Consider the following 22,543-nt stretch of genomic DNA (forward strand, 5'->3'; position numbering starts at 1 on the left):
AAATATTATATATAACATGAGAAATAAAGTTCATTTCCTATTTTTATTATGGATGAGCGGTATCCTTTTGGCAAATGCTCATAACCGCATATCGATAACAGATTTCGGATTAAAACCAAACACCGGAGAAGATACAAGACCATATCTGAAAAAGGCCTTGGAAATATGCCGGCAACAACCGGGAACGACACTTTATTTTCCACAAGGGAGGTATGACTTTTATCCGGATAAAAGTATCAATGATGAAATAGATATTATGAAAAGAGAAACAACAATTGGTTTCTTATTACAAAATCTGAAAGATATTACTTTTGATGGTGGCGGTTCTGAATTTATATATCATGGAAAAATGCAAGTAGCAGCCATCAATTCTTGCACAAATGTTACATTACAAAATTTTTCGGTCGATTGGGACCGTCCCATGATATCTCAAGGAGAAATAATAGAAGCTACAGATAAATATCTGGATTTAAAAGTCGATAAAAAAAATTATCCTTATACCATAGAAAACGGAAAAGTTCTCTTTTTAGGAGAAAACTGGAAATTGCCTATTTTAACGATGTATTCTACTATGTACGATAAAAAATCAAAAGAAATAGCCTACAACACATGGGACAGTACATTAGGATCGATTTTCGAACAGATTGCAGAAGAAACCCAAGAAGGTATTCTCCGTTTCCATGGGAAACCTAAAATAATTCCTCCAAAAGGAACAATGGTTTCCCTCTTTCACGTTCGTTACTTTGCACAAGGTATCTCCATAGGCAGGAGTAAAGATATATTGCTAAAAAATATTACGCTATATCATACTTTAAGTAACGGATTCAGTGGATATCGCTCAGAAAATATTACAATGGACAATGCTTCAGTGAAAGTAAACGATGCTAAAGGACGGTATTTCAGTAGTATTGCCGATGCCTCCCATTTTTCTGAATGTAAAGGAACCATAAAAATCCTCAATTGTGTCCACACCGGACAAGGTGACGATTTCATTAATGTACACGGTACAAGCATAAAAATTACAAGAGTCAATGATAAAAATACAATAGAAGTAGCCTCGCAAGGAAAAGGTTCTGGAAACTCTATTGCCATTGGTGATGAATATTGGTTTATCGACCCGACACTGGCACAACGTGGGGAAACACGTACGGTCAAATCCAAAACCAAAATCTACCAAAATGACCATCACATCGGTTATACGATTACTTTCGACAGAGAACTACCGGCAAATACCAAAAGCGGAGATTTTCTCGAATGTAAAACGTGGACTCCAAGGCTCGAAATCAGAAATTGTCAAATATTAAAACGCCACAGGGCAAGAGGTATATTAGTAACTACCCCCAAAGAGGTTATCATAGAAGATAATTATTTTCGTACTGCAGGAACTGCAATACTTATCGAAGGAGATTTTAATTATTGGTTCGAATCCGGAGCCAACAATAATGTACATATCCGAAATAACGTTTTTGACAATTGTTTGACTTCCGGGAATAAACATGGCTCCAGAGCCGAATGGGGAGAAGCAGTCATTACAATTACCCCATCGCACATACCACAAGATGCCGATGCAGAACCCTATCATAAAAATATAAAAATATATGATAACACATTTAAAGTATTCGATGCACCACTAATACGTGCCGTATCGACAAGAGCTCTGCACTTTACTGGTAACAAAATTATCAAAACATTCGATTATAAGCCTTATACTTGGCAACAAGCCACATTTCTTTTAGATGGATGTCGGGACGTAAAAATCAATAAAAACGTATTTGATAGCAAGTATACCACTCGGGACATTCTGATTGAACACATGAGAGAAACAGATGTCCAAACAGATAAAAAAGACAAATTTATTATAAAACCGATAGAGAATCTGAATACCCATATGCAATGGAACTAAAAAAAGTGATATGAAAAATAGCATTCTAAATTATAAAACATGGCTGATAATTATTTCATTATTCAGCATACAAAGCATTATCCTTACAACCCCAATAAATGCAAAAAAAATTCCAAATGGTATTTCTATTTTATTAGACGGAGACTTTCCGGACCCGACCATAGTAAAAGATGGAGACAATTATTATATGACAACTTCCTTTGGAGGATTTCCCAGTCTTATGATATGGCAATCAAATGATTTACTACACTGGAAACGACTCGATTATGCACTAAAAACACCTGTCGCCGGTGCCGTTTGGGCACCTGAGTTAATAAAGCACAATGGCACGTTCTACCTTTACTTTCCTGCAGGTGGTCATATTTATGTCATGACCGCTACAAACCCAGCCGGCCCTTGGAGTAATCCCCAAATAATAAAGGGCGTAAGCGGAATAGACCCAGGACATTTAGTCGACAAAAATGGTAATCGCTATCTCTATATCGATAACGGTCGAGTAGTACAATTGTCCTCTGACGGATTATCTATATCAGGTAAAGAAACAAAAGTATATGATGGATGGAAATTCAGCAACAATTATGGCGTAGAGTGCTTCTGCCTCGAAAGTCCTAAAATACTATACCGCAGTGGGTACTATTATATCATATCGGCACAAGGGGGAACCGGAGGACCGGCAACAAGCCATATGGCCTCTGTTGCTCGCTCAAAATCACCCTTCGGCCCATTCGAAGATAGCCCATATAATCCTTTAATCAAAACCTTTTCTCCATTTGAAACATGGCGTTCAAAAGGCCATGCAACAATATTCGAAGGTCCTAAAGGGCAATGGTATGCTATATACCATGGATATGAAAACGGACATCTCCCTATGGGACGCAAGACTTTACTTGAACCTGTAGTCTGGACTCAAGACGGCTGGATAAAATCCGGAATAAAAAACACGAAAAAAGCCAAAGACTATTTTTTTACAGAAAATACCCGTCCGAAAAATGATGATTTCTCATCCGGTACTCTCAACAAACAATGGACTTTTACAAACGCTGATGCTTATAATAATTGCAAGTTACAAAATAAATGTTTGACTATAATGTGTAAGCAAGGTAACATAAACGGTCTCATGTTACCGATGTGTGATAAAAATTTTGAAGTTCAGTTCAAAATTATTCCTGACCAAAATATTGAAACTGGACTCGTCTTGTATTACGATAAAAATTATTATGCCGGCATGATTCTGAAAAACGGAATAATAAGTGGAATACACAAAAACAGACAGCCATTTGGAGACAAAATCCCCATACCCGATACATCTTATTTCAAATTAACCATACTAAACTACAACGTCTACATCAGTTATAGCAAAGACGGAGAAACATGGACTTCATATCCTGATGCATTTGACGTCAGCGGTTACCATACAAATATTCTCGAAAATTTCGGTTCTTTAAAAATCGCTGTTATTGGAGACGGAAATGGAAAAATACAAATTGATGACTTCAAATACCGCACCTTATAAAACTTTCATCTAATGAATAGACTTTCTTATATTTTTATTATTAGTACTTTGTTGCTACACTTCGGATGTAACAAACAAAAAAAAGATACTTCCTCGGTAATATTCGAATATCAAAATCCCATCCACTTTGACAAAGCTGCAGGATGGTACACCGACTTAGTACGAGATCCTCATATTATTAAAGAGGGTAATCGATATTATCTCACACACACTATGATTCCCCCAGGCTCTCAATATGATCCTATAAAACGAAATAATGGAATGTCGCCAGGTGTAAGACTTTACTCCACTGCCAACTTTAAAGATTGGAAAGCAGAAGGATGGATTATAAAATCAGAAGACCTCCCGACCGACTGCCCTTACAAAGACCTGTTCTGGGCCCCTGAAATTAGAAAAATCCACAACAAATTTTATATCGTTGTCTGTGCCGGAAATCTAAAGCACGGTAATTCTGACTGCTTTATCGGAGTTGCCGACTCTATCACCGGTCCCTACAAACACTTCACTCAACTTAAAGGTGGCGGATGCGATGCAAATTTATTCGAAGATAAAGACGGAAAAGTATATGTTTACAAAATAGGCCATAAAATCTGTGTACAAGAAGTTGATTTAAGCGGAATAGAGAAAGGGGACATACACTGGGTTGGAGAGGAAAAAGTTGCTATTGATGATAGTCCAAGCCAAAATAAATTTTGGGTAGACAGTTGGAAAGAAGGCCAATGGATAAAAGAACGAAACGGGAAATACTATCTTTTTTACTCAGTACACGTTCCGGGAAGAGATTCATATCAAAGATTCCAGTATTGGGTCACAGTCGCTTACGCCAACCACCCTATGGGACCATGGACACAAGACAAAAATCCGGGAATTTTCTGGGGAGGACACGTCTCTGTTTTTGACGGCCCCGACAACAATTGGTGGTATTCATACAAAAATGAGAAGTTCGATGCCACATGCGAAGACTATCTTTGCATCGACCCGGTATCATTTTTACCTGACGGAACAATAGCCGTAAGCAATCCTACCCCGTTCGATACAATAACTCAAATATTAGCAAATGGAAAGATAAGACAAATGAAGAAAGCCCCTAAGCCCATTCCATCTTATCCTACCCCTCCACCTTTTGACTCACCACGATTACTGCCCTTAAAAAAATATACTCAAAAAGCCAGGCGAATAGGTGACTGGAATTTTTCATCTCTATCTGATAATTCCCCAATAAACGAAGGAAAAGTTTTTGAAAAAAAAGAAATCTATCTAAAAAATAACGCAGGGGAAACCTATCGGTCTTTAATCAGTAGCGAAGGTTGGAACGACGCCGGAATACTGAAATTTGAAAAATTACCTTTCGGAAATGATTCCATACGAGCCGTTGACATCAGTAACGGAAGTCTTCGCTTCTTTTCTGATTCAGGAATTCCTCCATTAAATGATAACAATAATTTTACCGTTTGGATAAGAGTATTACTCAAAAATACCGGATGGCGTGATATGGAAATATTGTCCATACCCAATAGATGGAGTATATATACCACCAAAAACGGAAACTTGGATGTCGTATTTGGAGAACGCTCATACTTCGGTTCTCAACCCAATAAAATTCCTCCCGGCATAATTCTCACGGAGCAATACCTCGATAACGTTCTTATGCAGGATATGCCTCGACTAAAAATAAACACATGGAACGATATCGCTTTTTCCTTTGAGGGAGATGCGTCTGTCAATGATTTACACAAAAAAGAGGTCAAAGTATATCTTAATGGAAAACTAATCGCACAAAAGTCTGGTCGTACTGTTTTCCAAAATGGAGGAGAACTATTCCTCTCAGCCGGAAATACGACTATGGCCAGATTCAATGGGCTTGTTGCCCGTTTAATATATTGGAAAGGAATTGTTTCTGAAAATGAAATAGCACGACTATCAGCAGATAACAACTAACAATCTTTGTATTGTATAACAACAAAAACATGAAAACAAGTCGGATAATCCTATTAATCATAATACCATTATTATTTTTTCTATTCTCCAAGGTTTCTGCTCAAAAGCAAAATAGAATTTATCTGTCTGGAGAATGGCAATTTTCCCTTGATAGTGCTGCTATCGGTATAAAAAACAAATGGTATTTAAAAAATTTCTCCGAAACGGTCATTCTACCGGGAACCACAGACGAAAACAAAAAGGGAAATAAAAATACAATCTTTACTACAGCTCATCTTTCAAGAATATATACTTATTCCGGTGCAGCCTGGTATAAGAAAGAAATCTATATTCCCGAATTTTTTTCGAATAAACACGTAACTCTCTTTCTGGAGCGGACAAAAGAGACAAATGTTTGGATAGACAGCCTATTCATAGGCAGTAGCAGAAACATTCTTACTCCCCAAATTTTCCAATTGCCCCCCAACCTAAAACCGGGGAAACATACATTAACCATCATGGTCAACAACGACCAGCAAGCATTCCCTCAAGAAACAAAAGGTTCTCATGCATGGACAGAACATACTCAAACCAACTGGAATGGCATCATTGGGAAAATTTATATTGAAGCAAAACCGATAAATCATATAACTGACATACAGATTTCCCCCAATTATCAAAAAAAACGCATTTCGGCAAAGGTAAAAATATTTTCAACCCACAATGAAAAGGCCAAAATTTCTCTACATGCCGAAACCTGGAATACAAAAAATAAGCACAACGCAAAGAAGCAAACATACCCTATTACCTTACATAAAGGTATAAATAACATCGAATTATCTTATTATCTGGGAAAAGATGCCCTTTCGTGGAGCGAATTCGATCCGGAGCTTTATCGTCTGACGGCAATACTATCTACAGGGACAGAGCAAGATACCTCCATAACAAATTTTGGTTTACGGGAATTTAAAACCAATAAAAATCAATTTACCATTAACGGTATAAAGACTTTTTTACGCGGAAAGCATGACGCTTGCGTCTTCCCGCTGACTGGGTATCCGGCCACGGAAGCCGAAGAATGGCGAAAGATTTTCAAAATAGCCAAATCATACGGTATCAATCATTATCGCTTCCACACTTGGACTCCTCCTGAAGCTGCATTCGAAGCTGCAGATATAGAAGGCATATATCTTCAGCCGGAACTCCCTATATGGGGTAGTGTCAATACCGGAAACGAACCATTACTCTCTTATATAAAAGAGACTTCACAAGAAATCTTAAAGAGTTATGGGAATCATCCGTCTTTTGTAATGATGGCTTTAGGAAATGAATTATCAGGAGACAGCATCGTCATAGCCCATATCGTAGAAAATCTGCAACAACAAGATTCTCGAATATTATATTCCAGCGGTTCAAACAATTTTTTAGGGAATAAAGGCAGAATCGGTAAAGAAGATTTCTTTGTAACATGCCGCACGCGACAGTCTACAGATTCAACATACGCACGAAATGTCCGTGCCTCTTTCTCCTTTGCAGATGAATTTGACGGTGGATATATCAACGGGATGTATCCCTCTACCCGACGCACATACACGCAAGCTTTATCGGGGTGTACAGTCCCGATTATCGGACATGAGACCGGACAATTCCAGATATTGCCGGATTTCAAAGAAATAAACAAATATACCGGAATATTACGTCCTGCAAATTTAGAGATATTCAAACAACGATTAGCTCAAAATAATTTACTTAAACAAATTGAAGATTTACACTTTGCATCCGGAAAATTTGCAGCTATATGTTACCGAGAAGACATAGAAATGGCTTTACGGACCCCTGAATTCGGAGGATTCCAAATGCTTGACCTACAAGACTTTCCTGGACAAGGGACTGCATTGGTAGGATTACTGGATGCCTTCATGGAAAGTAAAGGTATCATAGAACCTTTTGAATTTTCCCAATTTTGCAATCGGGTCGTACCTTTAGCTTTATTTGATAAATATTGTTGGAACAACGATGAAGTTTTCCTATCTACCATAAAAATAAGTAACTATGCAGAAAAAACAGTAGGAAAACAAACTATAAACGCATATTTATCAAATGACTCCGGAGATACCATTGCGAAACAACAGTGGTATACTCAATTGCAAAATGGAAAACTGAATCATATAGGAGAATTCGAAGTGTCTCTAAAGTCAGTAAAAAAATCAACTAATCTGACTCTATCAATTTCTATCGAAGGAACACCATATCAAAACAAATATAAAATATGGGTATATCCCAAAAGAAATATTCTCCGAAAACAGAATATTACCATATGCCGAAAAATAGACAAGCAAATGTTCAACCTATTAAAAGAAGGCCGAAAAATTTTGCTGCTTCCAGACTCGAAAGAAATAGAAAAAGTAAGTGTCGGAGGAATGTTTTCTCCAGATTATTGGAATTTCTCAATGTTCAAAAGTATATCCGAATCTCTGAACCGAACTGTTTCTCCCGGAACACTTTCTATACTTACGGACCCATCACATCCTCTTTTCTTAGATTTTCCCACCGAGTCCCATTCCAATTGGCAATGGTGGTCTATATTGAAAAATTCCCGTCCCATCATTCTAAATAATCTAAAAAATTACATTCCACTGGTACAAGTTATAGATAATATCGAAAGGAATCATAAATTAGGATTGATTTTCGAGTTTCAAATGGGCAAAGGCAAACTTCTGATATGTTCGTGCAATCTGGATAACATCATGGACAAACCAGAGGGTTCTCAATTATATAATTCTATTTTGGAATATATGGATTCCCCACATTTTTCTCCTCATGTACAAATATCCGAACCGGAATTGTTCAATTTATTCAATTCCGAAATCAAAAACACAGAAATAAAAGGTGTAAAAAATATCACATCATACGAATAAAACCCAAAAATAACAATGCCTGAGCAGAATTCTGCTCAGGCATTGTTATTTTTGGGTTTTATCTCGTCTTATTTATGTATTGCTGTTACAATAACTACCCTGTTCCATTCATTCTGTTCATAAGGTTGTGCATCTGTACCTACTCCCTGAACTTCTACTCGTTTACGGTCAATACCATATTTCTCAACCAAAATATCTTTAACCGCAGCACCACGTTTTGTCGAAAGACGTAAATTGTACTCCGGTGTTCCAGTTTGCTGGTCAGCATACCCTGTCAAATGGAGTTTTGCTTTGGGATTTTCATCCAAAAACTTTACAATATTCACAAACGTAATTTCTTGTCCACGTACCGGTACAGTCTTATTTATATCGAAAAGAATAGACCCCAACATAAGCGGCTCATTTGCTTTCATTGGAACTTCTTCTCTTACTTTCACCTCCTTGTAAACTGTATCATTCACCGTTTTAACCACTTCCACAGTTCTCATGGCTGCCTCTGGATTGATAATCTGTACATAGCTGACACGTCTTGATTTCCTTGTAGAATGTCTGGGCTTACGTGCCTTACGTCCTGCTATATTGAATCCTCTATTTTCAAAATTATAAGTTACCCCCAAAGTAACTGCACAATTACTTTCATACATTCCTCCGGTAATACGCCCATCAAACTGGTCGGGAAACAAAGAGCTCTGGACTTCCAGATTCAAATCGAACCCTTTGGGTAATTTATATTTTCCCATCAAAGAAAAATTGGTAGAAACGGCATTTACTTTCGGAGCCCCTTTATAAGAAAAAGCATGGGCATAGCCAAGTCCTACAGCCGGAATAATATCCCATTTTCTCTCCGGTTTATATCCCCCTACCAAATTTGCCAAACTTACCTGAAAATCGAGGTGCATATTCATATAACGCAAATAATGGCGATAGCTCCCATCCGGACGAATAACACTCTCATTTCTGACCGGGTCATTAGGACCATAAATCAATCCACCATTCAAAGGGTCATTCAAGTATATCCCGTCTGTCGTGCTATTTCCATTGAACCCATAACCCTGAATCTGAAATCTTGTACCCCAATAAGGCGAAAACCATTTTCCTCCCGTAAGAGAAAGCGATGGAGTAATACGTTTTCCAAAATCAAGTTTCGATGCATCCGCAGAAAAAAGCAGTTGAGCACCGGCGCCAATTTCAATATACCAATTCGAACGAATATCCATCGGCTCTGCATTTCCTTCAGCACGAGCAAAACCATTAGATATGCACAAGGTGCATAATGCACCGGAAAGAATATATTTATTTATCTTTTTCATAACTATTTTTATCATATTATTGAACTATATTCAGGGATAGCACTTCCGGAGCATCGACCGTACCATATACAGCATCCTGCTCAAAAGGCAAAAAGGAATCTGTCGTATACATATATTTATTTTGCGTACTATAATACCGGAACGATACATTTGAAATCTCCTCGGGAGTCCCTTTTATCGTCACAAAAAATGCATTATCGACAAGTATTCCCACTCCGCGACATTCATCATTTATAAATGCTGCAACTTGGTCATTTTCGTTAAAATAAGGTAACAGATTGTTAGGTAACACTACTACGGCAGTCATATTTACCGAATATTTTGCATCATCAACCTGCCAAACCGGTGCAGGAAATTCCGTATACATCTCATCTTTCTGACAACTGCCCATACAAACAGCTAACAACAAGAACGTAAAATATTTTATTAAATTTTTCATATTCAAACTATTAAGCAGTTTCTACCTCTTTTTTTGAAGAGGTAGAAACATACTTTTTTTTAATTATTGTTTCTCTACTTTATATACCGAAGTTTCTCCATTGAGGGTTACATGAACCAGATAAATACCCAGAGCAGAAGTCGAGTTACCTTCTACTATTCCATTCCAAGTCGTATGGAAGAAGTTACCGGTCACAGTTTCCTGAGCACGTTTCATTATCAAACGACCCAGAACATCATACACGGCAATTTCAATGATATCACCCGACTGAGCCACTACATGTATATTCAACTTATCAATAAAAGGATTCGGATAAACTGAAATATTATCTTTCGGAGTACTAAAGTCAAGTTCTACCGGTTGAGCAAGTGTACCCAAAACAGCATTTGCCTGATAAGAGAATGTCGTTTTTGCACGAGCTATCACATCTCCATTTCTTTCTAATTCGAAGCTGACATCTCTATCTCTATTTTCACCAGCGACAGATATAAAGTTCAGCTGTTTCTCACCCATATCCACAGCATCGCTTACACCTCTCAATGAACCATCTACGTAAGCCAAGATCTTATCTCCCGGTTCCATTTGGTCAGAAACAGCAACGATACTCATGTTCTCGGCATAATCATTATTGCTATACGTTACATCCGATACCATACTACGAGTCATCGACCGTTTCAATAAGGTATTTCTATTTGACAACGTTCCTGATGTAGACGGATAAGTAAAGGTTACATCATTTGAAGCCGTACGCATAAGCATATACCCCTTATTCTGTTCCATATATTTCAAATTACCTATCCAACCTGTACCTGAATACATTGCAAATTGGCTTTGAGATTTCAGTATATCTCCTTCTTTTGCATCATATCCGGCCAATGCTTCCTTCACTGTAATATTTGCAGAAGGGAGATAACCGATATAATTCCAGCGATTACCTTGTACAGTTATCGGAGTTGTCTTAGTGTCCACAGCAGAACCATCTGTACTTAATAACTGGTCACTGGAAGAATGTAACATAAAGAGTGATACGTTATCAAATCCTCCATTTTTAGTCAATGAACCTGTCCATCCTTTTGACGACGAATAAGAATCAAAGAAATCTCTACTCTTCACAATATCTGATTTCGTCCAATTTCCATTCATCAATGTAGCCGACACATCCGAAAGATTAGAATTTGCCAGATTAAATGAAATCCAGTTCCATCCCTCAACTAAACTAATATTCTGGAAGAATATCTCCTTACCGTCAAACACAATCGGTTCTTTTGCCGTTCCGACCACTCCATCGTTTATAAACGTTATGGTTCTTTCCGGAGTCGGCGTTGCCAAATAAATCTTACCTGTACTTGCATCCCACATACGGAATTCGATATTATCAGCTTGTTTTTCATTGTTATAAACAGTTAAGAATGTGTACCACATATCATGATCACGATCATAACTATTATTAGCAACTCCAATACATTTTCCATTTTGGAATGCAGCCAGCATGTCTTCCTTATCGGTAGAGAACACTGTATTGAAACGCATTTTACCAAATACCGACATATTATATCTATAATCGGCCGGATTTACACTCCATTCCGGTTTTTCTCCATTTACTTTCAAAGAAAGAGGCAATGGTTCGGTAACATTATTTTCCCCTCGAGCATAAATAACCTCTTCATATGTACCGACATTGGTTCCTTCATCTATAGTGAACGTAATTTTCTGGGTTCCTTTCGGGTCTATTTCTCCACTCATCGGGTCTGCAATGAGCCAGCTTGGTAAACCTTCGATAGTAAAGTTCTTGACACTACCACCTATGTTGTTCAAAGGAACAACGAATTCATATTCTTCATACTGCATCTTATCGATAGAGACTTCACTTTCTCCCCATTTCAACTGGTTACGGTCTATATACGCACTCCAACGGTAAACAGTAGGATCAATATTACCATTCAAGTCACGAACATCTCTCAATGCCACATTTACAATCGTTTTCTCCAATACTTCAGGAGCTTCTTCCAAATTGATAATAATAGCACTGCCACTCGTTACAAAGCTATATTTCACACTTTGTTCCGGTCCCTTTGATTTCAGTGGAGCTCTTTCATTCGTTTCAGCAACATTCCCTTCTGCTACGGCTGTATGTTTCCCGTCAGTCTGATCTTCAAGAGTATAAATAAGCTCCTGAATATTGGCTGTATTCACAATATATTTCTCAAACGGATAGTAAGCTATAAGTCCCATTTCATCACCGTCCATCTTCCTATTGGTATTACGGCTGATAATCGACTGAGTCAAAGCACTGTTCCACATCCGGAACTCGTCGATTTGTCCCGAAAAGAAATAATCTTTATGATTTACATCCGGTATTTGTGCATCTCCCCAAGAACATCCACCCAAATAAATTTCTGTTCCCGATATCGCTCCGACACTGTCACTCCTGAAATAGTTTTTCAACTCTCCATCCATAAAGATTTGAGCATTACCAGAGTTCCTGTTTACAGAAACAGCAAAATGATGCCACTTCTGATCCATATACGAACCATTTACAACTTCTTTATAACCATTTGTCCGGAATATAAGCTGGCTATTCTCAAATCCTACAAAGAACTTATTTCCTTTTTCGCCACGCTCATTACCGTCAGCTTTTCCATTATTAACCAATGCGGCATCTGCCTTAGTCGATGCATCTGTACGGAACCAGAATTCCAACGTAAAGTCTTTGTCATCTTTCACGGGAATTTCCGAACTATTGACAACAACCATCCCCGTAGTACCGCCAAATTGTACGGCTTTACCATCAGGTGTACTCCAATTACCATACATCGTTGCATTGTTGCCACGGGCTTTATCTTCTACCAATGTACCTTTGCCCTCATCCATCGGGAAATAGGCAACCAATGAAGATTCCATGCCCGACAATATAGAAAGGCTTCTCGACTTAATATCTGCAATTGTATATGCTTCGTCCCAGAAACGCGCTTCATGCATACATCCGGCAAAATAGTTCGTTCCATTCACATTACGGCCATACTCTATTTTTCCAATACCGTTATAAGCCGGTACATTATCTTGATTTATCACCAACTCATAATTATAATATGCTTTCAAGTTACTTCCGGCATTATCATATACAACGGCAACATGCGCCCATTGTCCGGCAGACATGGACAAAGCGTCCGATTGATATTTTACCGTACCTAATTGTACTTCGATACGTTTATCGGCAGTAAAGCTTACTTCAAATATCTCAGGAGTATTCCCTTGAGTAAACAGGGTCCCTGCACGATTCAAGTCATCAGGTTTTACCCACAACTCCATCGTCATACTCTTACCCGACATATTTTTATCGAACTCTGTCGTCAAATAATCAGTCTCCCCATTCAGGTCTACAGATACATTATGGTCTCCATTCGAACCGTTTTTCACAGCGGTCACTTCAAAGTTGGCATTCGTAAAATATCCTTCAGCAAGAGCTTCGTTGAAGTCTACACGAATTTCATCTTCAATACCTAAAATTCCACTGGCCGGTTTTGGGTTTCCAAACAATTTAGGCAAAACCAAATCCCGAACTCCACTTACCACTTGAGATTCCGCAGTCACAAAATCATTACCTAAAGAACAATAACTTACCGCACGGATATCATAATTCTGGTCAAGTGTACCTACAAAATTACATGTTACGGTAGAGCCCTCTATCATCGCTTTCGATGATTCCTGTGCTTGATTGTACAACTCTTCATCAGCATAGAATGTTTTGATATTCTGCCAATCAGAATCAGAAGACGAGGATGGTTTGAACTGTACAGCAATATGGTGGAAATTACGGAAATTCACATCAAAACCATCCACTGTTATCGGTAAATAATAAGTTCCATCAGTCAATTGAGGAGAATTTAAATTCAAGACCCAATTATTCCCCGGAGACTTAATATTCACTTCAGTACTGGCAGGAATAAAATGAACAGATAAAGAAACAGAATCAGCTATATCTTCAAAAAGTCCGTTTGTCGGATCATACTGACATTGAGAAGCCAAAATTAGATTCAGACCCTCATAATCATATACCTCGCCCATCCGTACCTCAAGTGTTTTTTCCAAAATTTCTCCAAAAGGAACAATAAAATCCCGCCCGGTACTCAAAGGTACACCATCGATAGTAAACTTTGCTCCTGTCTTATTAGATGCATCATCCATCTTTAATGTATAAATTACATCTTCCTGAGCCTCAGAATCATTACTCAACAATAATTTAAATACCGCAGCTTTATCAGACGGAACATTCGAAACAGTCGTTACATTTGCCTCTATTTTAGGTACTTCGATACGTAATGTTCCTTCACTCAACTTATGTTGTCCAGGCTCATAATATTGAGTCCACTCTTCACCTTCATATGGACAAGCCGTAGCTCCGCCCTGCACATAATATACGAAATTTGTACCGGAAGATACCCCTTGTTCTTTGCGAACATCTACACTAAGGTAATCATCATCACCCTCTTCAGCCAAAACAAAACCTATTTTTTTGACTTGTTCTTCTGTAGAACCTTCTTCGTTTCCAGATGATTCCTCAGTCATCTCATTCAATGTCATTTTAACACCGAAACCGTTTACTTTCATTCCTAATTCTGTCGCTACTCCGGCACCAACAGTAAATACAGATGATTTAACCTTTTCTTTTGATACTATAAACTCTTCGGAATGTTCCACCCCGGCACCAGCTTGGAAAGAGAAATTCTTATATGCAACAGCTTCAATCTTATCCTGTTCGTTATCGGCCAATATTTGTATCCAAGAATCAATTGAAATATTCAAAGCTGCAATTGTATCTTTTGCCATTGATGTATCATACCCATCCGGGAAAATAACTTTATAACTATCTCCATCAAACGTAGAAGCATCCGTATTGGTCTTTCCAAAATCTTCACTCTCCCGATCGATTTTCGAGATATACACCGGTTCGTTCTTTTCATTGGCAAGCTGCTTAGCATATGTATCAGTAGTTCCTTTATCAAGTAAAATATTATCTCTTATATTGATAATATTCGACATCAATGTACCCTCAATAAATGCTTGCGGATATACCAAAAGCGTACCGAATTTTTTACCTACCGAAAGGGCCTCTTTAGACGATATACAATAATCACCTTCAGTAACTTTTATGTCAGTACCGGCATTAGGTCCTATAGGGCGGATACTCAACAGATTTTCTATACCGTAACTGATATTGGTAGAGTGTGCTACAATCAAGTCTCCATTTCGACCAACATACATAGGGTCATCACTGGTCTGGAATCTCGTACTTAATGCGGTAGACTCAACTGTTGAATTCGACTCGGACTCATCGGCTTTCGTGGAAACAACAACCCCCAAAGAATTCTCGCTCTCCGTTATTGTTTCCGTCTCTACACCTACACCAACACTGGTAGTCAATTCGAAACCTAATAATACATCATCCTGCATATTCGTATCACTTACTTTTCCTGAAGTAACAGTAGACCTGTTAGAAATAACTGTACCTTCTTCTGCATAAGCATAACTCAACGAACCGGGAGGGTCTCGTAATACCATCAATGCCTCAGTAGGGCCTTGTGTAATAAAGCTTTTACCTCCGGCCATCACACCTCCGATATGGTATCCTTCAATAGGCGTAGCAGTAATAACATTGCTATTATAATCAAAACTAGCTTCAATCTTTTTCTCGATATTAGTCAAACTTGGCTCTACAGTCTGGCAAGAAACCGTAACAGAACCTTCGCTATCAAGCACATAGGCTTGCTTCGTTATTCCAGCAAAACCATTAGAGATATTGACACTACCACCCCTAACTGGGACCTTATCATAAGACGATGCTACCGGATCTCCACTACCACTTGCCGGTTCCCGGTAGAATGGATATTCCTCATAAGCATCCACTTTGATTTTATACGTCTTTCCCTTCTCAAACACAGGTTTGCCCATCAAGTACTTTCCTGAGTCCTCATCATACAGAGATATCAATTCCATATCTCCAGCCAGATTCATAACCTTATAATTGGGACTACCGAAATAAGTCTTACCTTGTCCGTTTACCTGGCTAAGAGTCACAGTAGGCTGTACTCGATGTATATATTTATATATCTCATTATATTTCACGGTATCTTCCTTAACAATTTCATCACCTTCCGTCTCAGGAGCATAAATAACCTCTTGCTCATTGAATGCACTGGTAAGGTCGAGCAGATTTTCATCTTTTAGATCAGAATATCCTGTAACCGAGATATTGGCAATTTTATATTGTTCAGGAATAAGGTCGGCAACAAACTCTCCAGTCTCCAAATCGGGGGTAATTACAATAGAAGTAGCATCCGATTTTACCGTATTTACATGTTCGGGATGAAGATGTGTTACAGTAACCTCTTCTTCAGTACGTTCCTCCTCTGTATTATCATCTTTGTAATAAAAAATCTTGCCTTTACTGTCATCATTCAATTTCAAAGTAAGAGCAATTTTCTCCCCCAGATTATTTTTTGACAAGGAATGTCCAAGAGGTATGGTATCTTGAACAGCACCTCCGGCAATACGGCCGATAAGACGTACTCGAGTAGCATCCCAAAAACGGACATCCGCCATATTATCTTGATAGTCAAGACCGGCTCCATAAGAATTTTGCAATTTACCTTCATTTACAAATGTATGGTTTTGTTTGGCAGCTTTCACTTCATGCTGACCGACCGGAACCTGTATTGCGAATACACCTTTTTCATCACTGGTAATTATCTCTCCATTACTCTTCGATGCAACTTTTCCGTCAATATAGAACATCACGCCTTCTACCGGAATCGTACTATTATTATAATAAACAATACCAGACAAATCAAAAGAAGACTGATCGGTAAAGTCGATATTGAACATCGATGAAGACTGTCCGATTACAATGGTTTTTTCTCCCGGTGAGAACTGGTGCGTCCCATAATAGGGTGTCAATGTATATTCCGTACCATCTCCCGAATACGGGATACCTATAATCCGGTAATTACCGCTCTTATCGGTAACTCCCCTGAAAGACAGTTGTTCAGGCTCAGGCACGACATCTGCATTGAGTCGGGCATCATATATCTTTCCATGGTTTTCATTGTACTGAGTACCGTGATAAGACAAATCATAAAACTCAGAAACAACAGATTCGTTAAAACGCCAATATGCCTGCAGCTTATTTTCATTGCCTGCCAATAACCGATTATAATTATCTGAAATTTCCTCCTCTGTCAATGCTGTATCCCATACACGTACTTCATCGATATATCCAGCAAAACCTTTTCCGATTTCTGCCTTGCCCTCCTGAACAGAAACTGATAAAGAGGTTGCATCGGATTTATATACCAACATCGTATCTATTCCGGCTTTATTTGCCCGACAAAGATACAAGTACAAACTATCTTTACCATTTTCTTGTCGATAGACTGCTGATATATGAGAAAATCTTCCGATTCCTAACTTCTCATCAGCTTTTACTGTAGCAACTTTAGTATCTTGAGAAACTTTAAAATAGGGAATTCCAGACTCAAGACCGACTTCATAATTCCCTTTTTTCAAAATAATACCAGTCGCATTATCCATATCCGGCTTCACATAAGCTTGAATCGTATACGGAAGTCCGGTCTGAGCCAATATATTATCAGTTTCTAAATAAGAATCCGCTGTACCTTCAAATTCCACGCTCTGCCCGCCGATGTCTTCCCGGCTGCTCACTTGTACGTCTACTCCTTCGACAGCCTGACCGTCTTCAAATGTCACCCGTCCGATGATTTGTCCGGTCGGAGATCTGAAACCGATAGCCTGTGGCTGAGTGAGACTCTCTATCGTTTCATTGGCACATTTCGATAATCCCACTACTTTATATTCATAGATAACACCCGGTACACAATTTTTATCCTCTACCGAATAGAACGACTGTGTAGCAGCACCGGATACAGAAGCTATCTGTTCAAACGAACTATCATCTTGATAATTTGGATTATACAATCTACGACGAACTGAGAAGTTATCGAAAGCCGGGCCTTCTGTCGACCACGAAATTTCTACCCGGTCGGTAAAATAACCTTTCGACGCACTCATCTCCGATTTTAAATCACCCTGATCTCTCGGAATAAACGTTTCGGGCGTATAAACGGCCGACAAAGGACTATATGTATTTGTATTCGGTTTTACCTGAAGCTTATACCGGTACTCATTACAAAGTTGCAACATATCGTCGATATATGCCCCCCGGTCATCTCCGGCAAAGTATTCTTGATAACGGCCATATTCCTCCGGTGAAGTAAATTCACTCTCCAACGGTTTATTAAACATCTCTCCCTTCGGCATTTCTATATCCTCAACCGTATTTAAAGTGATATTTTGCCGGGTAAGAACGAACTTACTGCCGCTACTCCAATTCTGCCCTGAAGTGCTCCAATAAATCAAAGCCTTACCGTTTTCCAACAGTACCGTATGCGCATCGGTCACGGTCAGGTGTATCGTGTTTACTTCCAGTTTTTCTATACTTTTCCCATACGTCGTGTTCCATGCCTCTTTATCTTTTGTCTTTTCGCGAATTAGGAAAAAACTATACTGACCCGTCGAATTTTCGGGTACATCTATAGCATACGAATAAGACGTCTTGCCAAATTCATAGGGTATAAGCGCTTTTTCCGTCTCCGACGGCTTACCATTCAACGTATATGTATATTCCAAAATAAAATTATCTTTTACATAATTCGAACTGGCAGTCCCGGGCACCGACCAGGTAACATTTATCTGCCGGCTCGACTCGTCAAAAGAAGCCTCTATTTTCGAAGCCTGAGGATAAGCATCCAATGTCACCGTATTACTGGTAGACGAAAGAGAAATATTTTGCACTGAAAATTCCTGCGTAACCACATATTTATTTTCCTTGCTTAAATCTATATCTGAAGCATTCAGTATAAAAGTTCCCGAAGAGCTTGATGCCGACTGCGTTGCAATAACTTCTCCGGTAGATGAATCTTTTCTCAATTTTATATCACCTTTTCCTTGTATTGAGCTCGTACCTCCGCTTCTGTTCCATTTTATAGATACTTGTGGTTTGTCTCCACTTTGCGAGAATTCAGGAGAGGTAAGCGTTAACTTTGGCATTTCTGCCGTAGTAGTAACTTTTACCGTATAACCGTTAATATCCTGATCAGCCGTAACGCCATCATTCCACCACGATCCGTTAAAAGACATGCTCACCTCTCTATTTAATTGAGAGTTTTTTATATACCACTTAATCTCTATATACCGAACATCGCCACTTCTTGGAGTACCTACCTTTTCAGCTTTTTCATCCCCATTAGAACGAGACAATGATGGATTATCTCCTTTACCATTACCATCATCACAATAAATACGATAAGTAGATGTTCCCAACTGCAAATCGAGCCAACCCGATTTTGGTGAAAATCCGGCATTATAGGTTAAAATATCCGAACCACCATCATCCCAAACCGGTATTTTCAAATAAATGTACCCCCCATCCGGATGCCAACTCGTAGTAATACCATCTCCTACTTCGTTCGGCCAATTATGTGCCGCCGATACATACTGTATTCCGAAACTCAGGAAAAGAAGCACTAATATAAAGATCTTTCCCACCGGGCGACCCCTGAAATCACAGACAGAGCCCGTTTTTTTCTTCATTTTGTCTAAATAAATACTCATCCTATTTCACTTTAAAATTAATCTCGATTTCAAAACACATACACAGCTCTTACTTTTGCCGATGTCGACTTCGCAACATTAGAAGTAGATGGTAGTGACGAATTGACAAAAACATAACTGTTATCCGCATCGACTTCCGTAGAGCTCCAATACCGGCCATCGGCTTCTATCGGAGTTCCCTTTTCCTGTAATGTCACATTCAACAAAAACAAAACCCCGTTAACAGCGGTCATTTCATTTATTGAAGGCATATACCATCCCTGCCCCTTGGCGACACACCATGCATTGGCAGGATATTTCGTTTTATTTTCTTCTATTTTTGCAATTGCGGCAGAATTCACGCTTCCATCATCATTGTCGGTAGCACCCACCGACACATTCTCGGTACTCCATACCAAGTCTGTTTCATCAAGCGATATGACCTTGCCGTGCCGCCCTCCATCAGTCACTGCATACACCACACCTATCGGACTTTCCTTATCGCCCTCTTTATAATAAAGGTCTCCGACCGCATAAGTCTCTCCGGCTATCGGTTTGCTGGTCGTTTCCGACCAAGACAACCTGCGTATTCCCCGTACCCGACCTTCAGCTTTTTTATCATCTTCGAAGACGTCTCCGGCAAGAACCTGTATCGGATCTTTTCCGCTCGGAGTTATCGTATAACTGTTCATTGCGATTCCGGTCGCATACGCCCGTTCATTATCATCGTTCTCCCGAAGACTCTCAGTAGAAGACCAATAAAAATTACCGTTCAGAGGCTGTCCTCCTGCCATCGACAACTGACTGTTTATCTGATTTTTATTCTCAAAAACAGTCGCCCATTCATTTTTAGCGGGCAGATACCACTGTTCTCCCTCATCTGCTACACTTGCAAATGCCGGATATTTCGTTCTCCAATCCGAAAGCCTCTTTATCGTGCTCATATTCTCCGCTCCATCGGTATCATTCGTAACATTTGCCGATTCATATACTGTACTCCAAGCTCTATTCTCAATTTCTTTCAAAGAAATGATTTTACCGTAACGACCCACCGAAGAGACTTCGATAACCACCCCCTCAGGCATTCCGCTTCTATTATAATAGATATCCCCGACTTTATACGTCGAAGCCGAAGTATTGGCATAAGAAGGTTCTATCCATGTCAGTTTTCCATTAGCGACACTCAGCACCTGTCCCTCTTGTCCGATAGGCAAAATCGTCCATGAATTATTTGCCCAATACAAAATATCGCCCTCGCTATTTCCCGTAGGTTTATTCTGCAAATCGTTATAGTCTCCGCTAAACGAATTCGACGGTAATTCCACCGATTCTCCCAACTCCAAAAGCGTCTCGGCATTCTCCCCATTTCCGCCTTCAAGCACCAACTTATTTTCTTTTATACTTAATTTTTGCTTAACAGGTTTGTTGAGCAATTCATCATACTTACCACTGAAACCTTCCGGCAATGCCGAAAATTCAGCATCCAACTCCAATAATCCGAATTCGTCTTCTTTCCCCTCCAACACGAGTTTACCATCTTTTATTGCGAGCTTCTGCTTGCCCGGGACACCCGACAAGTCGGAGTATTTCCCGCTAAATCCTTCCGGCAATTTAAAAAATTCAGGGTCTATGGCAAGATATTCCCCTCCGGAGATTACCAAACTCCCATCTTTTATACTTAGCGTTTGTTTTTCGGGAATTCCCGTCAAGTCAGAATACCTTCCGGTCGTCGCCACCGTTTTAAATTCGGGAAGATTCACAAGATTATTAAAATCTCCATCAAAACTAACCGGCAGCTGAACAGACCCTCCTTCGGTCAAAGATATCGTATTACCATTTATACTCAATTGTTGCTTCTCCGGCAAGTCCGTAAGGTCATTATAACTTCCCGTCGTTGCTACTTGCGACAAAACCGGAGCATTGGTCAACTTATTATAATCCCCGTCAAAACTGTTACCCGCGCTTTTTGCATACAAAGCATAAGGGACACTCAACAACTGACTGGTCCCGCTGATTACATAATTGCTACCGCCATTCGGGTCGGTTTCCGTTTTAATAAAAAACAACCCCGAAGACCAGTCTATAGCAGAAAAAACTCCCTGAGATACCTGCCCGTTTCCAATATACAGACTAACCATACCATTGACATTAGTCTGTACTGTATGCATCTCTACATAGACCGGCGTTCCGTTTACTCCGCCCTTCAGAATACTGATTTTCACACCAACTGTCTTATTGACAACCAGATTGTTAGATGTATTCCTAATGACAGCCTGATAACTCATCAAATCGGGAGCTTGCGCCCTTACCGAAAAAGCGATGGCAAGCCATAAGAATACAGCCAAGATTTTCTTAGATGTTTTCATTCGTGCATTTAAATTGGTTTATGTTAATTTTATTTTTTCAGGATTTTAAATGTTTTCAAAACTCGTCCATCTTTTTCAACCCGCAGAAAATAATTTCCGGCAGGCAAAGATGACATCTGTATGCGAGTCTCAGACTCTGTTATTCTATAATTTTGTAAAAGGTTGCCCTTTATATCGATAAGCATAGCCGTATAGTCCGCCATATCATATACAACTCCTAAAGACAAGATTAGATAATCAATAACAGGATTAGGGTAGACATTCAACGAAACCACAGGAAAAAGATCGGCTCCTACCGTAGAAATCTCATATACTTGCTGTATCCCAGGAATAATCGATCCTCCCGAAGTTATATGGGATACAAAAAATGGTTGCCCTACCGAAAAACTAACAAAACCGGACGAAACGGATACACTCCCTCCGGAAGCATTTACACTATTTTGTGCACTTATTTGCAATATACCATGGCAAATAATAAAAATAAGCAGTATACATCTCTTCATATAAATGG

9 protein-coding genes are annotated in these 22,543 nt (G+C 39.2%); 4 read left to right on the forward strand and 5 right to left on the reverse strand.

The genetic code is table 11. From position 1 onward, the window contains the following. Positions 1 to 16: 16 nt before the first annotated feature. The 4 genes from BN2628_RS10640 to BN2628_RS10655 are packed head-to-tail and all read left to right on the forward strand — an operon-like array spanning position 17 to position 8,251. Positions 17 to 1,903, forward strand: coding sequence for a hypothetical protein (locus BN2628_RS10640; RefSeq protein WP_154668464.1), 1,887 nt, complete (start codon positions 17 to 19; stop codon positions 1,901 to 1,903). A 10-nt stretch (positions 1,904 to 1,913) separates the two neighbouring features. After that, positions 1,914 to 3,416: a family 43 glycosylhydrolase gene (locus BN2628_RS10645; RefSeq protein ID WP_021931661.1), complete on the forward strand. Its 1,503-nt coding sequence runs from the start codon at positions 1,914 to 1,916 to the stop codon at positions 3,414 to 3,416. A 12-nt stretch (positions 3,417 to 3,428) separates the two neighbouring features. Next, positions 3,429 to 5,354 (forward strand): family 43 glycosylhydrolase, encoded by a 1,926-nt coding sequence (locus BN2628_RS10650; RefSeq protein ID WP_055097214.1) that lies wholly within the window; start codon positions 3,429 to 3,431, stop codon positions 5,352 to 5,354. A gap of 29 nt (positions 5,355 to 5,383) precedes the next feature. Next, complete coding sequence (locus BN2628_RS10655; protein ID WP_044230313.1) at positions 5,384 to 8,251, forward strand: sugar-binding domain-containing protein; 2,868 nt, start codon at positions 5,384 to 5,386, stop codon at positions 8,249 to 8,251. 68 nt (positions 8,252 to 8,319) lie between these two features. On the opposite strand, the gene BN2628_RS10660 is transcribed toward BN2628_RS10655, so the two are convergent. The 5 genes from BN2628_RS10660 to BN2628_RS10680 form a co-directional block, all read right to left on the reverse strand. After that, the gene (locus BN2628_RS10660; RefSeq protein ID WP_257606469.1) at positions 8,320 to 9,561 is read right to left on the reverse strand and encodes an OmpA family protein; all 1,242 of its coding nucleotides are present in this window, start codon (positions 9,559 to 9,561) and stop codon (positions 8,320 to 8,322) included. Between the two features lie 16 nt (positions 9,562 to 9,577). Continuing rightward, positions 9,578 to 10,000, reverse strand: coding sequence for a hypothetical protein (locus BN2628_RS10665; RefSeq protein ID WP_154668465.1), 423 nt, complete (start codon positions 9,998 to 10,000; stop codon positions 9,578 to 9,580). A gap of 63 nt (positions 10,001 to 10,063) precedes the next feature. Next, positions 10,064 to 19,687: a LamG-like jellyroll fold domain-containing protein gene (locus BN2628_RS10670; RefSeq protein WP_055097217.1), complete on the reverse strand. Its 9,624-nt coding sequence runs from the start codon at positions 19,685 to 19,687 to the stop codon at positions 10,064 to 10,066. 29 nt (positions 19,688 to 19,716) lie between these two features. Beyond that, the gene (locus BN2628_RS10675; protein ID WP_052431653.1) at positions 19,717 to 22,032 is read right to left on the reverse strand and encodes an Lcl C-terminal domain-containing protein; all 2,316 of its coding nucleotides are present in this window, start codon (positions 22,030 to 22,032) and stop codon (positions 19,717 to 19,719) included. A gap of 29 nt (positions 22,033 to 22,061) precedes the next feature. Next, entirely contained in the window at positions 22,062 to 22,535 is a 474-nt protein-coding gene (locus BN2628_RS10680; RefSeq protein ID WP_044230924.1) for a T9SS type A sorting domain-containing protein, read from the reverse strand. Positions 22,536 to 22,543 lie beyond the last annotated feature (8 nt).

Source organism: Gabonia massiliensis (assembly GCF_001403595.1).
Lineage (GTDB): Bacteria > Bacteroidota > Bacteroidia > Bacteroidales > Coprobacteraceae > Coprobacter > Coprobacter secundus.